General features: G+C 41.8%; 14 protein-coding genes. 2 read left to right on the top strand and 12 right to left on the bottom strand.

Going from position 1 to position 14337, the window contains the following annotated elements; genetic code table 11:
• Positions 1 to 3: 3 nt before the first annotated feature.
• The 11 genes from FTV41_RS07725 to FTV41_RS07675 all read right to left on the bottom strand — a co-directional run bounded on the left by FTV41_RS07725 (position 4) and on the right by FTV41_RS07675 (position 9744).
• Positions 4 to 993 carry a DNA polymerase III subunit delta' C-terminal domain-containing protein gene (locus FTV41_RS07725; RefSeq protein WP_131261482.1) on the bottom strand — a complete coding sequence of 330 codons (990 nt, stop codon included), beginning with the start codon at positions 991 to 993 and terminating at the stop codon, positions 4 to 6.
• A gap of 14 nt (positions 994 to 1007) precedes the next feature.
• A complete protein-coding gene (kdsB, locus tag FTV41_RS07720) occupies positions 1008 to 1769 on the bottom strand; it encodes a 3-deoxy-manno-octulosonate cytidylyltransferase (protein WP_004976805.1) in 762 nt (253 codons plus the stop codon).
• Positions 1770 to 1780: 11 nt separating this feature from the next.
• The gene (gene lpxK / locus FTV41_RS07715) at positions 1781 to 2794 is read right to left on the bottom strand and encodes a tetraacyldisaccharide 4'-kinase (RefSeq protein WP_179996373.1); all 1014 of its coding nucleotides are present in this window, start codon (positions 2792 to 2794) and stop codon (positions 1781 to 1783) included.
• 3 nt (positions 2795 to 2797) lie between these two features.
• A complete protein-coding gene (gene msbA, locus FTV41_RS07710; protein ID WP_178318410.1) occupies positions 2798 to 4525 on the bottom strand; it encodes a lipid A export permease/ATP-binding protein MsbA in 1728 nt (575 codons plus the stop codon).
• Positions 4525 to 4947, bottom strand: coding sequence for a biopolymer transporter ExbD (locus FTV41_RS07705; protein ID WP_004976812.1), 423 nt, complete (start codon positions 4945 to 4947; stop codon positions 4525 to 4527). The genes msbA and FTV41_RS07705 overlap by 1 nt, the downstream gene beginning before the upstream one ends.
• A 9-nt stretch (positions 4948 to 4956) precedes the next feature.
• The gene (locus FTV41_RS07700) at positions 4957 to 5604 is read right to left on the bottom strand and encodes a MotA/TolQ/ExbB proton channel family protein (RefSeq protein WP_179996372.1); all 648 of its coding nucleotides are present in this window, start codon (positions 5602 to 5604) and stop codon (positions 4957 to 4959) included.
• Between the two features lie 31 nt (positions 5605 to 5635).
• Positions 5636 to 6523 carry a ParB/RepB/Spo0J family partition protein gene (locus tag FTV41_RS07695; protein WP_131261484.1) on the bottom strand — a complete coding sequence of 296 codons (888 nt, stop codon included), beginning with the start codon at positions 6521 to 6523 and terminating at the stop codon, positions 5636 to 5638.
• Positions 6520 to 7302, bottom strand: coding sequence for a ParA family protein (locus FTV41_RS07690; RefSeq protein WP_004976821.1), 783 nt, complete (start codon positions 7300 to 7302; stop codon positions 6520 to 6522). Before FTV41_RS07690 ends, FTV41_RS07695 begins: the two co-directional genes overlap by 4 nt.
• A 21-nt stretch (positions 7303 to 7323) precedes the next feature.
• Complete coding sequence (gene rsmG / locus FTV41_RS07685) at positions 7324 to 7956, bottom strand: 16S rRNA (guanine(527)-N(7))-methyltransferase RsmG (RefSeq protein WP_179996371.1); 633 nt, start codon at positions 7954 to 7956, stop codon at positions 7324 to 7326.
• Positions 7957 to 8040: 84 nt separating this feature from the next.
• A complete protein-coding gene (murU, locus tag FTV41_RS07680; protein WP_179996370.1) occupies positions 8041 to 8730 on the bottom strand; it encodes an N-acetylmuramate alpha-1-phosphate uridylyltransferase MurU in 690 nt (229 codons plus the stop codon).
• Entirely contained in the window at positions 8731 to 9744 is a 1014-nt protein-coding gene (locus tag FTV41_RS07675; protein WP_179996369.1) for an aminoglycoside phosphotransferase family protein, read from the bottom strand. It lies immediately after the preceding gene.
• Positions 9745 to 9864: 120 nt separating this feature from the next.
• Between FTV41_RS07675 and FTV41_RS07670 the strand changes: the two genes are divergently transcribed.
• Both FTV41_RS07670 and FTV41_RS07665 read left to right on the top strand, forming a co-directional pair.
• Entirely contained in the window at positions 9865 to 12315 is a 2451-nt protein-coding gene (locus FTV41_RS07670; RefSeq protein ID WP_179996368.1) for an LPS-assembly protein LptD, read from the top strand.
• Positions 12315 to 13613: a peptidylprolyl isomerase gene (locus FTV41_RS07665; protein WP_104851883.1), complete on the top strand. Its 1299-nt coding sequence runs from the start codon at positions 12315 to 12317 to the stop codon at positions 13611 to 13613. The genes FTV41_RS07670 and FTV41_RS07665 overlap by 1 nt, the downstream gene beginning before the upstream one ends.
• 169 nt (positions 13614 to 13782) lie before the next feature.
• On the opposite strand, the gene hfq is transcribed toward FTV41_RS07665, so the two are convergent.
• Positions 13783 to 14304 (bottom strand): RNA chaperone Hfq, encoded by a 522-nt coding sequence (gene hfq / locus FTV41_RS07660; protein ID WP_104851882.1) that lies wholly within the window; start codon positions 14302 to 14304, stop codon positions 13783 to 13785.
• Positions 14305 to 14337: the final 33 nt, after the last annotated feature.

Genomic DNA, 14337 nt, shown 5'->3' with positions numbered 1-14337 from the left:
CCCTTAAATATTCATTAACTTAATACATAGCTGATCAAGCACCAGATTACTTTGCACGTTTTGCTCAAGCATTGGCTTGGCTTGCTGTAATTCTGCATATAAACCAAACAGACTTTCCAAGTCATATTGTTCAGCCAAATGCTGCAAAGCGGTGCTTAAATCCAAATTTTTAATGCTTTGATTTAGCTTGACACAAATTAAATCACACAACAAGTATTCAAACATCTGACTAAAATCAGTAAAGCTCAGCGCCTTGTTCCACTTGGTTGCGATTGCCAGCGGCATATTTTTTTGCGTCACCAGTTTATACCAGTCTTTGAGAAAATCTGTACGCTGTTCTAGCCATTCCACCTGAGCCAACTGTAAAGCCTGCAACGGCATTTGATTAGATAAATTCATCAATAATTGCTGCTTTTCCGCATCTACATCAGGTAAATGTTGCTGCAAATATGCCGTAGCCTGTGCAGCATCAATCCGGTCTAAAGCAAAGTGCTGTAAACGACTGCGAATGGTTGCAGGCAATTTAAGATAATGATCTGCCAGCAAAATAATCACGATGCGATCACCCGGTTCTTCGAGGGTTTTCAGCAACGCATTGGAAGATGCAATATTTAAGGCTTCAGCAGGTTCAATCACAATCACCCGCCAGCCATCTACCGTTTGCTGGACAAAAGGTAATAAATCACGGATCTTCTCGATCTTAATTTTCGCGTTTTGCTTTTTATTCTCTTCATCGGTGCTGATATAGACATAATTTGGATGTGTATCTGATTTTAACCACTGACAACTACTACATTCACCACAAGGCTGTGATTGCACATCACGCTGCTGGCACAAAATCCAAGCCACAAATTGCTGTGCGAAGGCTTCTTTACCACAACCCTGTTTGCCAAAAAATAACAAACCATGCCCCATTTTGGGAAATCGCCCTGTCAGGTTTTCCCAAACTTGTTGCTGCCATGGATATACTTGTCCAATTACATCACGTTGCATGGTAGGTATTTCACTTACTCAAAATGCGCAATATCCATTGCATTCAAACGGTCTAAGTCTGCTTGGGTATCTACACCCGGTGGTAAATTGGCTTCTGCAACTGCAATGGCAATACGATGTCCATTTTCCAATACACGCAATTGCTCTAGGCTTTCCAGCTTTTCCAATGTTCCCATTTCCCAAGTCACATATTCTTGTAGCAATTCCACACGGTACGCATACAAGCCTAAATGACGATAAGCATGTGCATGCAATTGTGGTGTCGCTGCTTTTGCACCATCGCGGTCATAAGGAATCGTGGCACGGCTAAAATACAAAGCCTGATTGTGTTTAGACATGACCACTTTAACAATGCTGTCGCGAGTAAATTCATCTAGTTGCTGAATCGGCTCACATAGCGTAGACATCGAGCATTCAGGTTGAGCTTCTAACAACTGCGCCACTTGTTGCACCAATTGCGCAGGCAAAAGTGGCTCATCGCCCTGCACATTGACGATAATATCGTTTTTATCCCAACCTTTAATGCGCGCCACTTCACTTAAACGATCTGTACCTGATGGATGGTCTGCCGAAGTCAGCACTACATCTACACCTTCGGCACGGCATAATTCTGCAATACGAGCATCATCGGTCGCCACACACAAGTCATCAAAACCTGCCACTTTTTTTGCCTGATCAACCACACGTAAAATCATGGCACGACCATGAATTTCCAGTAAAGGTTTGCCTGGCAGGCGTGAACTAGCATAACGTGCAGGGATAACAATGTGCTTCATAATTTTCCTTATCATGGTCTTTCAGGCAGGTTTAAACCCAATTGTTTCAATTGTTGATGTAAGGTGACATAGCAGGCCGATGACAATACTGCATCTACAGGTACAACCCAAATTTCACGCTGAAAATCTGGATATTGTTTTAACAGAGGCAATAACTTTACTGCATCTTTTTCTGTGGTAATAATCGGTTGCGAATCTTCAAACTGCAAATCGGTAATTTCATAGTCATGGTGGTCTGGAAACTCATGGCATTGAAATTGGGTCACACCCATCGACTCTAAAGTTTTATAAAACCGCTCAGGAAAGCCAATGCCCACGACAGCATAAAAATTTTGGGTCGGATCAAAAATTAATTCTTGTGCGGGATGCAATAAGTATGGCGCTGCAACGGCCAAATGCATATTTAATTCAGAACTCGGTTGCGCTGCATGTTCAATCACCGTGGCATGCTCTAATCGAGATTTTGGTTCACGCAAATAACCTTCGGGCAATATTTTCTCGTTACCCAAACCACGATTATTATCTAAAACAATCCATTCCAATTGACGGTTTAAAGCCAAATGCTGCAAACCATCATCACTAATAATTAAATCCAATTCATGCTGTGCAAGTAACAATGCAATACTTTTTTGACGATTTGGCCCCACAGCCATCGGTACGCCTGTAGATTGCACAATCAAAGTCGGTTCATCGCCCACTACGTCAACATTAGCGTCAATGCTGACATAGGCTGGAAATGGGCCTTTTCCGCCATAACCACGGCTAATCACGCCAACACGAACATCTAAACTTTGTAGATATTTGACCAAGTGAATCAGCAAAGGGGTTTTGCCGCTGCCACCCACAGTAATATTGCCAATCACCATCACAGGTACGGGCGCAGTATAAGCGGTTTTAATACCTGAGCGATATAAATTTTGATTGAGCAAACTCACACCACGGTACAATAAAGACAAGGGCCTAAGCACAACTAGCCATTTGGCCTGTTGCTGCCAAGCGTCCTGAATAAATTGTGCCAAAGACATGAATTAATGTTCCTCGAAGTTACGCTGATGCAACTGAAAGTACGCGCCTTTTTGCGCCATGAGTTCCTGATGAGTACCTTGTTCTAAAATACGTCCCTGATCCATCACTACAATACGGTCAGCATTTTCGATGGTAGATAAACGGTGTGCAATGACAATGGTGGTACGGTCTTGCATAGCCGCATCAAATGCACGCTGAATAAAGTATTCAGATTCATTGTCTAAAGCACTGGTGGCTTCATCTAAAATTAAAATTGGTGCATTTTTTAAGATTGCACGTGCAATGGCAATACGTTGTCGCTGACCACCAGACAAATTCAAGCCTTGCGCACCTAATGCTGTGTCGTAGCCTTGCGGTAAAGCCATAATAAAGTCATGTGCATAAGCCGCTTTGGCTGCAGCAATCACTGCTTCATCACTCGCACCTTCAAGCTGACCATAGGCAATATTTTCACGCACCGTACGGTTAAACAATACCACTTGCTGATTGACCATAGCAATTTGTGAACGCAGGCTATTCAGCTCAATGTCACGAATATCCTGCTGATCAAACAAAATTTGCCCTGAAGATACTTCCTGAAAACGTACCAACAGATTGACCAATGAGGTTTTACCCGCACCTGAACGCCCAACTAAAGCCACAGTTTCACCTGCTTTGACATCCAGATTAAAATCATGAATGGCATGATGCCCATCGGAATACACCAAATTCACATTCTTAAATTGCAAATTACCTTTTAAGTCTGGTGTAAGCGTCCCGTGATTATCTTCTTCAGGCATATCGAGCAATTCAAAAACCGAATGCGCTGCTGCCAAACCGCGTTGTAATTTTTCATTAATATCGGTAAGGGCTTTAATTGGTTTGCTCAACATACCTGCGGCAGTAATGTAGGCTACAAACTCGCCTGCTGAAATATCACGTAGAATTTCTGGGCGTAAGGCAATCCAGATAATAATTGCCAAAGCAATGGACATAATGAACTGCACCACAGGGCTGTTCAATTGCTGCACTGCCACCATCTTTAAACCACGACGCAGGTTTTCTAAAGAGTTTTCTTTAAATCGGCTTTGTTCATAGGTCTGACCACCAAAACCTTTGACGACCAAATTACCATTCACCGTTTCTTGCACCACGTGGTTTACATCCCCCATGGTGTCTTGTACTTGAATAGATAAACGACGCATGCGTTTTGCAGCTTTACGAATCAGCAAGCCAATTAATGGGCCAAATACCAAAATACAGAGGGTCAAACGCCAGTTGGTATACAGCAAATAGCCGAGCAAGCCGAGTGTAATCAAACCCTGTTGTACCAATGTACGCAGCGATTCTGTAGATGCAGCGGTCAACTGCTCTACGTTATACATAATTTTGGCAGTAATGTGCCCACTGGTATTATCTAAGTAATACTGTGCAGGTAAACGCAGCAATTTAGCAAAGACTTCCTGACGGATATTGAATACCAAATTACGTGAAATCACTGCGGTATAGTAACCGCCAATAAAAGTTCCCAAACCACGGAAAAACATCAGTGCAATGACTAATAGCGGAAATAGTGTGGTGAAAGATTGGTCACGCTCCTGAATGGCATTAATAATTTTTTCCAAGAGTTTTGCCACAGATACTTCTGTGGCTGCATTAATGGCGAAACCGATAATCACCAAGATTGCCAAGCCCCAAAATGGGAGCAAATATCTCAGAAGACGGCGATAGACCTGTAAATCCTTCTTCACTAATAACCTCGAGTTGGGACTTTCGTACTGATATTGATGTTGACGAAACCAAGTTGTCCTGCGACATCCATCACTCGAATCACATCTTGATGAGTGGCTTTGGCATCTGCAGCAATGATAAACATTAAATCACGTCGATCTTGAGAAATTTGTTTAATTGCTGTGCTTAAATCTGCCACTTCCTTAGTCGAAAGTGCCTGACCATTGACAGAATAATGCCCTGAAGAATCTACCACGACTTCAATTTTATGTTCATAAGATTTTGGTGGTACGCCTTGCGCATCTGGCAAAGTTAAATTCATACGGCTAAATTGGTTAAATGTGGTCGAAAGCAACAAAAACACCAAGATGAACAGTAAACAGTCAATCATTGGAGTCAGGTTAATATGAATATCTTCAACTTGCGAGCGTTTGAATTTCATAAACTCACCTTAGCTTACTTTTTTCACATCTTGCACATCCGCATCAAGCTGATGAGGTTGACTCTGATGAAATAATCCTGCGTGAAACAAAGTCGCTTGCTGCTCTAACTCAGCAGTATATTCTTGCACCAAACGCTGAAAATAACGATAGGCAAATAAGGCTGGAATTGCAATTAACATACCTGCAGCAGTGGTAATTAAGGCTTTAGAAATCCCTGGAATCATTAAGGTTGGATTACTTGCACCCACATCAATCACTAAAAATGATTCAATAATCCCAAGCACTGTACCCAATAAACCCAATAATGGCGCAACTGCACTGAGCGTACCCAAGAAGTTGATATTTTTTTCTAAATAACCAATTTCTTGTGAAGCTGTCGCTTCCATTTGTGCACGCGCATAGTGTTCTGATTGTTGTTTGTTACGCGCACCCGCCTCAAAAATACGGCCTAATGTACTGTTTTTTAAGTTGGCACTTTGATTCAGTTGTTGCAACACAGTCGCTAAACTTTGCCCGCGGTTGAGCAACAACGCATTGGGCAAAATACCTGCTCTCTTTAAACACATAAAACGCTCAATGGTAATTGCAACGGTAAATACCGAGCACAATACCAACGGCAGCATCAGCCAGCCACCTGCTTTTACCAATTCCCACATTCGCTTTTCCCCAATAAAATACGAATTAAAATTAATCGGACAGGCAAATATTTAAAATACCATCCAGCTCTTCCAGAGAGTGATAACTGATGGTCAATTTGCCCTTACCTTGCTTGTTATAATCAATTTTAACATCTGCACTAAAACGCTCAGAAAGACGTTGCGTGAGTTGTTGAATATCAGGCGCAATAGCCGTTTTCGGCTTTTCTTGTTTTGGCGCATTAAAGTCACGTACCAACTGTTCGGTTTGACGTACCGATAAATTCTTTTCAATTACATGCTGCGCGACTTTGAGCTGATCTTTAGCTTTCAAAGTTAAAATAGCACGTGCATGACCCATATCTAGCAAGCCTTGCTGCATCAACTCTTTAACAGGCTCAGCCAAAGTGAGTAAACGCAATAAATTACTGACCGTGGTACGTGCTTTACCTACTGTTTCGGCAATTTCTTGATGACTCAAGCCAAACTCATCGTGAAAGCGTTGCAGCGCCATTGCCTGATCAATCGGATTAAGATCTTGGCGCTGAATGTTTTCAATTAATGCCAAAGCAATCGCGACCTGATCGGTCAAATCACGCACAATTGCTGGAATTTCAGTTAAACCAGCCAACTGTGCAGCACGCCAGCGACGTTCACCTGCAATAATTTCATAAGGATGTAGTTCGTCATCAATAGGACGAATCACAATTGGCTGCATTACACCATGTTTTTCAATAGATGCCGCCAGTTCCTGCAAATCTTGTTCTTGAATAAAACGACGCGGTTGATATTCACCACGTTTTAATAAATTGACATCAATTTGTTTGAGCTGACCATGATCTAAAGATTGCACTTCAAGTTGTAATTTTTCTTTCTGGATTGACCCCAATAAGGCATCCAAACCACGACCTTTGGCTAATCCGCGTTTTTTTGTGGTCATGCTTTACTTCCTTTTTTCACTTTGCTTTTTTTCAACATTTCAGCTGCTAAATTCAGGTAGGCAACTGCACCCTTCGAGCTTTTTTCAAAATAAATGACGGGTAAACCGTGTGCAGGTGCTTCTGCCAAGCGTACATTACGCGGAATCACGGTATCGTATAATTTTTTACCAAAATAGTGCGATAATTCTTCAGACACGTCACGGGTTAAGGCATTGCGCGCATCATACATGGTGCGTAATACACCAATAATTTCTAAATCAGGATTGAGTGCTTGTTGAATACGGTCAATGGTTTGCGTCAGGTCAGCCAAACCTTCAAGTGCATAATATTCGCACTGCATTGGAATGATTACACTTTGCACTGCTGCTAAAGCGTTTACTGTAATTAAGCTTAAACTTGGTGCACAATCGACAATAATATAATCAAAGTCTTTGGCAACTTCTTGCAAGGCATTGCGCAAAATAAACTCACGCCCCTCTTGCTCAGCAATCACCAATTCAACCCCAGCCAAATCACGATTGGCACCCAAAACTTTATAACCAACTTCTGCCTTGCTAATTGCAGTTTCAATCGGCACTTCGCCCAACAATACATCGGTCACTGAATACAGCAAATCATTTTTTTGAATGCCTGAACCCATGGTGGCATTGCCTTGTGAGTCCATATCGACCAATAAAACGCGCTTTTTCAAAACAGCCAAAGATGCTGCCAAATTTACTGCGGTTGTGGTTTTTCCGACACCACCTTTTTGGTTCGCAATCGCAATAATTTGTGCCATGATCACCCCAGTCCTTGAAAATTAAATACGTTTTAATAAAAGTAAATGACGTTGTTCGTCTAAGCGCGGAACTTTAAGCTCGATAATTTCACAGCTAAATTCATCTTTCAATGCTTCTACTTCATCGGCAGGAATCAAACCTTTCATAGATGCAATAATACTTTGCTCATGCATAAATGGTTTTGACGCGGTTACAAAATCCGTTAAAGACGCAAAAGCACGGCTGGTAATCACATCAAACTGACCTAGCTCACGAATGCTATCTTCATTTTCGACACGAGTTTGTACAGCAACTACATTTTTCAGTTTTAAATCAGCAATAAACTGTTTTAAGAAACGAATTTTTTTACCATTCGAGTCCAATAACACGCAATCGCGCTCAGGCTGACACAAGGCAATAATCATGCCCGGCATACCACCGCCAGTACCAATATCCAGTAAACGACCTGCAGGCAAATCTTTGAGGATGCTCAGACTATCTAGCAAATGCTTCACTAGCATTTCTTTCGGATCACGAATTGCTGTGAGATTGTACGCTTTGTTCCATAGCACCAAAGCATCTTGGTATTTGAGTAATAAATTTAAAGCCTCATCACTGAGCTCTAAACCTAAAGCCTGACTACCTTGCTTGAGTTCCTGAAAAAACGAATGCATCACAATTCACATCTCGAAAAAGTTAATGGAAGTATACCGATTTATAGTTGCAGTCATAGGGGCGAATGCTTAGTGAATATGCACTTAAGCGTACACACCCTGCTGAATTTGTTGATCTAGTGCATTTAATCGCTCAGGAGTGCCAACATCCACCCAAACGCCCTGCAATTTCTGTGCAGAAATTTTTTCTTGCTGCATGGCTTGTTTCAACAATGGCGCTAGTGGACGCTTGCCCGATTCTAAACCAACAAACATTTGTGGATGCATCACCGCGACCCCACTGTAAGTCAGATTTTCACCTGAGCGTGCTTGCTCAAAAGTATAGGCTTTGTTTGCAGCCAAAGTGAAATCACCTTGCGGATGCTGCACAGGGTTTTCCACCAAAACCAAATGTGCCAAGTCGTCTTGAAGCTGCACATTTAATAGTGGCGCAAAATCCATGGTGGTCCAAACATCGCCATTCACCAATATAAAAGGTTCATTGCCCAATAATGGCAACGCATTGATGATGCCACCTGCAGTTTCTAAGCCTTCGCCTTCATGCGACCACAAAATTTTCACACCAAATTGCGAACCATCACCCAAAGCATCTGCAAGTTTTTCACCCAACCATGCCGTATTGATGACAATTTCCTGCACACCCATCTTTTGTAATTTTTCGATGTGCCACACAATTAAAGGCTTACCACCGACTTCCAATAATGGCTTAGGTGTATGCAACGTTAAAGGACGCATACGATTACCCATGCCTGCAGCAAGAATCATGGCTTTCATTTAGGCAACCACCTCATACTGACCATATTTGGCTGTAAATTTTGGCATTACTGTCGTGTGAATAAAGTGCATAAATGGTTGTAATTCTGGATAAGGTTTACTTTCTTCAAGTAAATACCACATTACGCGCGGTAAATCCTTGAGATAACCCGATTTACCATCACGCTCAAATAAACGCACAAAAATACCTAAAATTTTGATATGACGCTGAATCGCCATCATATCGGCATCTTTTTTAAATTGTTCAAAATCACGGTCTTGCTTAGATGCTGTCGGCAACAAGTCATAAAACATTTTAAACCAGCGATACACACGCTCAGCATTCCACTGTACATAAGCATCACGCGTAATTGAAATCAGGTCATAGGTGTCTGCACCAATCACTGCATCCTGAAAATCGATTACACCTAGCTCGGTATCATCATTAATTTTCATTAAGTTACGACTATGAAAATCGCGATGCACAATCACTTGTGGCTGAGCCAAAGCGGCATTGGCCAAAATTGCAAATGTACGTTTAATTAATGCACTTTCTTCAGCCGTTGGCTGAATCTGTAAGGCAGGCAATAACCAATCGGTGAGTAACTCCATTTCACTGATGAGTTTGTCATAGGAATATTCAGGGAAATGTGCCGTACCATCAATATCTTGTAATTGAATTAACTGCTTAAAACACTGCGCATAGTAGTCATCTACAGTCTGATCATTCAGCAAGGTAGATAATAAGACATCACCAAAATCTTCAAGCAACAAAAAGCCTTGTGTCAGGTCTTTGGCTACAATTTTTGGCACGCGCACGCCATGGGCAGCAAAAAATTCATCAATCGTCACAAAAGGACCACAATCTTCTTTTTCTGGTGGTGCATCCATGAGCATAAATGTTTTATTATTCAATTTGATTCGTGCGTAACGACGAAAACTTGCATCGCCTGCTAAAAAATGAGTTTCAAATTGATCTGAACCAAGTACAGATGTTATCCATGTTTGTATCAATTGTTCGCGTTGTGTATTCATTTGCAATAAATTCTAATACAGGCTGAGTTTTTAAAGTGCTAAGTGTAGCTACTTCTGCGCTTTTTCTCTATGATGCGACAATAATTAATTGCGATTAAGCATTCTTGGTTGATGAGATAAATGAAGCATCAGTTTAAATTTAATCCTTTAGCGACTGCGGTCTTAACTCTGTTATGTGGTCACTCTGTTTCCAGCTATGCGCAGACCACAGATCAGACTTCATCTGTCACAAATCTCAATAACCAGCAGCTTAAACACACCATTCAGGAAGCTTATCCTGGGCAGCAGTTCTTTGAGCAATATTATGTTGATAAAGCTGCACCTGAAGCACAACAACAATTTGGGCACACTCAAAGTTCTGCCTATTGTGAAGGTGCATGGCTAACGCCAATCAGCTCAAGCACCGTTGCCGTAGATGCTGCAGAAGCGACCTCTACCGTTACTGCCGATTATGGTCACTATGACCCAAATGGCGATTCCGTCTTGGAAGGCAATGTCCTGATTGACCAGCAAGGCCGTCAAATTCGCGCCGATAAAATTACCATTGATCAAACCCAAACCTTTGCCAAAGCCGAAGGTCGTGTACAAATGGCACAAGCTGGTTTACTTGCGCAAAGTGATGAAATTAACTACAACCTTAAAACTCAGCAAGGCGATTTAAATAACAGTTTTTATATTGCTGAAAAACAGCATGCGCATGGCATGGCAGAAAAAATTGCACGTACCTCAACCAATACCATGGTACTCAATAACGCCACCTACAGCACCTGCCCACCCGAGCAAGCGCCAACCTGGAAAATTCAAGCCAATGAAATTAAGCTGAATCAGGAAACGGGACGCGGTGAAACACGCGGCACCAAATTGTATGTGAAAAATGTACCAGTTTTAGCTGTACCCTACTTCAATTTCCCAATTGATGACCGCCGTACCACAGGTATTTTGACGCCTAGTTTTGGCTTTACCAATGATGGTGGTGTCGAGCTGTCTGTGCCTGTGTATTTAAACCTTGCACCGAATTTTGATGCAACCGTTAGCCCGCGTTATATTGCCGATCGTGGCGCGATGCTAGAAGGTGAATTCCGTTATTTAACTGAAAATTTTGGTTCAGGTAAAATTTGGGGCGGTTATTTAGCATCGGATGCCAAATATGTTGATCAAGACCGTAAAGATCTACATTTTTTACACGGCTGGCAAATTAACGAGCAATTTTCAACCAACCTAGAATATAACTATGCATCGGACAAAGACTACTTTGCCGATTTAAATAACAACCCGAACTCTAAAACCGACCTGAATTTACGTCGTGCTTGGGAGTTGAATTATCGTAACGGTATACCGGGTTTAAAAGCACAGCTCAAAGTTGAGGATTTCCAAACCCTGGATAAGACGATTCCATCTGTAGATCGCCCTTATGCACGCCTACCACAATTTTTATTGAACTATAAAACAGGTAATCCTCAAGGTTTCCAAGTCGAATTTAATAACGACACGGCTTACTTCCAAAAAGATCTAGCTGCGCAAGATGGGGAACCAAGTGGTACGCGTATTTATAATGACTTTGCAGTGCGTTACAACTACCGTAACCCGTGGTCATTTGTGATTCCAGAAGTATCGTTACGCAACATTAACACCTTCTATGACAAAGACACTCGAAATGCGTTGTATCAATATAACTCATCTAGTGAAAGTGAATCTGTCACTGTGCCACAATTTACATTGGACACAGGGATTACCTTTGAAAAAAATGGTCGCTTCCTACAAACGATTACGCCACGTGCATTCTATGCCTATGCACCGTATAAAAATCAAAATGATCACCCTAACTTTGATTCTGCAACAGCATCAATCAATTATGATCAATTATTCAGTCCAAACCGTTTCTATGGACATGACCGTTTAGAAGATAATAATTTCCTATCTTTAGGCTTAAGCTACAGCCTGTTTGATGAAATTGGTTTGGAACGTATTAAGGCAGGCATTGGTCAAAGTTTCTATTTTGAAGACCGCCGTGTCACACTAGAAAATACCAGCGATGATTTTGACACGCAAAGCCGTACAGGGCCAATTGTCAGCCTCACCAGCCAATTAAGCCAAAATCTCAGCATCGGTGCCAATACTGCTTGGATGTCTAATGGCGACAATGCTCAGCGTAATGTAAATCTGCTTTACGCTGGCGATCAGGGTAACTTATATAACTTTGGCTATATTAACCGTCGTTATATTCCAAACCGCCAAGACCATTATGATCAAGTGGTTGCATCATTCATTCAACCCATTCACAACAACTGGCGTATTTTAGGTCATGCGCAATACGACCTAGACCATAGCGTCGCCCGTGAATATTTGCTAGGGGTGAATTATGAATCTTGCTGTTGGGGCATTTCAGTCTATGGACGCTCTTACTATAACGACTTGGATGATGTGACGGATGCGGGCGTTAAACCCAAACGTGCCATTATGGCAGAGTTAAATTTAAAAGGTTTAGGCAGTTTCAATAATAAACTTGCATCTTTACTTGAAAACCGTATTTTAGGTTTTAATAAAATTAATCAATCTTGGACACAACGTTAATGAAAACAGAACAGTTAAAACGATTTTTAAAAGCATCAACCTTAGCACTTTGCATGACAGCAGCGCTGCCTGCATTTGCTGCGAATGATCAAATTGTGGCTGTAGTTGACAATAGTGTCATTTTAAAAAGTGATTTAGCGCAAAGCGTGGTTGAACTCAAACAACAACTTGAGATGCAAAAGCGCCCTGTTCCACCACAACACATTTTAGAACAACAAGCTTTAGAACAACTGATTGTACGCCAAGCGCAATTAGAGCAAGTCAAACGCTACAACATTAAAGCTGATGAAAAATCTTTAAATGAAGCAGTTTTAAAAGTTGCACAGCAAAATGGCGCAAACAGCCTAGAAACTTTTCAGCAAAAATTAGATAAATCTGCACCAGGCAGTTATGCGTTTTTACGTAACCGTATTGCTGAAGATTTGGCAATGAATCGCTTACGTCAGCAAGTCGTAATGTCACGTATTCAAATTAGCGACCAAGATGTTGATAATTTCCTGAAAACACCACAAGGTCAGGCTGCCTTAGGCAATCAAGTACATATTTTGCATGTGCGTGTTTCTGGAGCAGAAAATGCCGCACAAGTTGCGCAACAAGTCAAAGCTGAATTGGCGCAGAACAATGACATTCAAGCCATTAGTAAAAAATATACAGGCAATGGTGTAACCGTTCAGTCTGCAGACATGGGTTTACGTAACTTGACCGATATTCCCGCGGAACTTGCTGCACGTATTACGCCATTAGATGTGGGGCAAACCAGTGAACTGATTGAAGTCCGTGATGGTATTCATGTCGTAAAATTACTGGAGCGCAAAAGTACTGAGCAACGTGCACTAGTTCCACAATATCAAACTCGACATATCTTGATTCAGCCAAGTGAAGTCGTAAGCCCTGAAAATGCGAAACACATGATTGACAGTATTCACAACCGTTTAAAAGCGGGTGAAGACTTTGCAACCTTAGCAGCGACGTTCTCTAATGACGCTGGCTCTGCACGTGATGGCGGCAGTCTAGGCTGGGTGAATCCTGGCGTGATGGTGCCAGAATTTGAAAATCAAATGAAAAATACTGCAAAAGGTGAAATTAGCGCACCATTCCAAACCCAGTTTGGTTGGCATGTACTGCAAGTGACCGATACACGCCAGCAAGATATGACTCGTGAATACCAAGAACGTATGGCACGTCAAATACTAGGTGAACGCCAGTTTGATACTGAATTGGATAGCTGGTTACGTGAAACACGTAACAATGCTTTTGTAGAAATTAAAGACCCAAGCTTAGACCGCAAGAAAAACTAAGCTTAAGTTTTCTGCTATTTCCAAAATTAAAACCAGTGTAGCAACACTGGTTTTTTATGCTTTTTTACCATATGCACTTCATCTTAGCCACTACCAAAATACGACTTTGATAAAAAAACCATAGACATAAAAAAACCTCTCATTTCGAGAGGTTTTTTAAGAAGATCAATTAACGGTTGTTATCGTCTTCTGAAGATTCTTCAAATTTAGAATCGTTGTCAAAACCGCCAGTTGCTTGACCGCCACCGAAGCCACCTTGACCACCGAAGCCACCTTGACCACCGAAGCCGCCGCCTTGACCACCGAAACCACCGCCTTGACCACCAAAGCCACCTTGACTACCGAAACCGCCACCTTGACCACCAAAGCCACCACCTTGACCACCGAAGCCGCCTTGACCACCAAAGCCACCACCTTGACCACCGAAGCCACCGCCTTGACCGCCAAAGCCAGCGCCTTGACCACCAGCAGGTGCACCAGCAGGACGTGGATTACGTGCAGGAACAACTGTAGAAATTGCATGTTTGTAAACCATTTGGCTTACCGTATTTTTTAATAAAACAACATACTGGTCAAAAGATTCAATATGGCCTTGTAGCTTAATACCGTTCACAAGGAAGATAGAAACAGGAATACGTTCTTTACGGAGAGAATTCAAGAACGGATCTTGTAAAGTTTGACCTTTAGACATGTTATAACTCCAAAAATAATTAAAAATCAGCGC

The sequence above is a fragment of the Acinetobacter sp. YH16051 genome (assembly GCF_013417135.1).
GTDB lineage: Bacteria > Pseudomonadota > Gammaproteobacteria > Pseudomonadales > Moraxellaceae > Acinetobacter > Acinetobacter towneri.
Note: the sequence above shows the minus strand (reverse complement) of the source record. Positions and strands in the feature narration are given on the sequence as shown.

Excerpts from the sequence above, each read along its gene's own strand:
- FTV41_RS07700 (WP_179996372.1), bottom strand. The coding sequence starts at position 5,604 with ATGTGGGAATTGGTAAAAGCAGGTGGCTGGCTGATGCTGCCGTTGGTA.
- FTV41_RS07695 (WP_131261484.1), bottom strand. The coding sequence starts at position 6,523 with ATGACCACAAAAAAACGCGGATTAGCCAAAGGTCGTGGTTTGGATGCC.
- kdsB (WP_004976805.1), bottom strand. The coding sequence starts at position 1,769 with ATGAAGCACATTGTTATCCCTGCACGTTATGCTAGTTCACGCCTGCCA.
- FTV41_RS07705 (WP_004976812.1), bottom strand. The coding sequence starts at position 4,947 with ATGAAATTCAAACGCTCGCAAGTTGAAGATATTCATATTAACCTGACT.
- rsmG (WP_179996371.1), bottom strand. The coding sequence starts at position 7,956 with ATGCATTCGTTTTTTCAGGAACTCAAGCAAGGTAGTCAGGCTTTAGGT.
- FTV41_RS07725 (WP_131261482.1), bottom strand. The coding sequence starts at position 993 with ATGCAACGTGATGTAATTGGACAAGTATATCCATGGCAGCAACAAGTT.
- lpxK (WP_179996373.1), bottom strand. The coding sequence starts at position 2,794 with ATGTCTTTGGCACAATTTATTCAGGACGCTTGGCAGCAACAGGCCAAA.
- hfq (WP_104851882.1), bottom strand. The coding sequence starts at position 14,304 with ATGTCTAAAGGTCAAACTTTACAAGATCCGTTCTTGAATTCTCTCCGT.
- murU (WP_179996370.1), bottom strand. The coding sequence starts at position 8,730 with ATGAAAGCCATGATTCTTGCTGCAGGCATGGGTAATCGTATGCGTCCT.
- FTV41_RS07690 (WP_004976821.1), bottom strand. The coding sequence starts at position 7,302 with ATGGCACAAATTATTGCGATTGCGAACCAAAAAGGTGGTGTCGGAAAA.
- FTV41_RS07670 (WP_179996368.1), top strand. The coding sequence starts at position 9,865 with ATGAAGCATCAGTTTAAATTTAATCCTTTAGCGACTGCGGTCTTAACT.
- FTV41_RS07675 (WP_179996369.1), bottom strand. The coding sequence starts at position 9,744 with ATGAATACACAACGCGAACAATTGATACAAACATGGATAACATCTGTA.
- FTV41_RS07665 (WP_104851883.1), top strand. The coding sequence starts at position 12,315 with ATGAAAACAGAACAGTTAAAACGATTTTTAAAAGCATCAACCTTAGCA.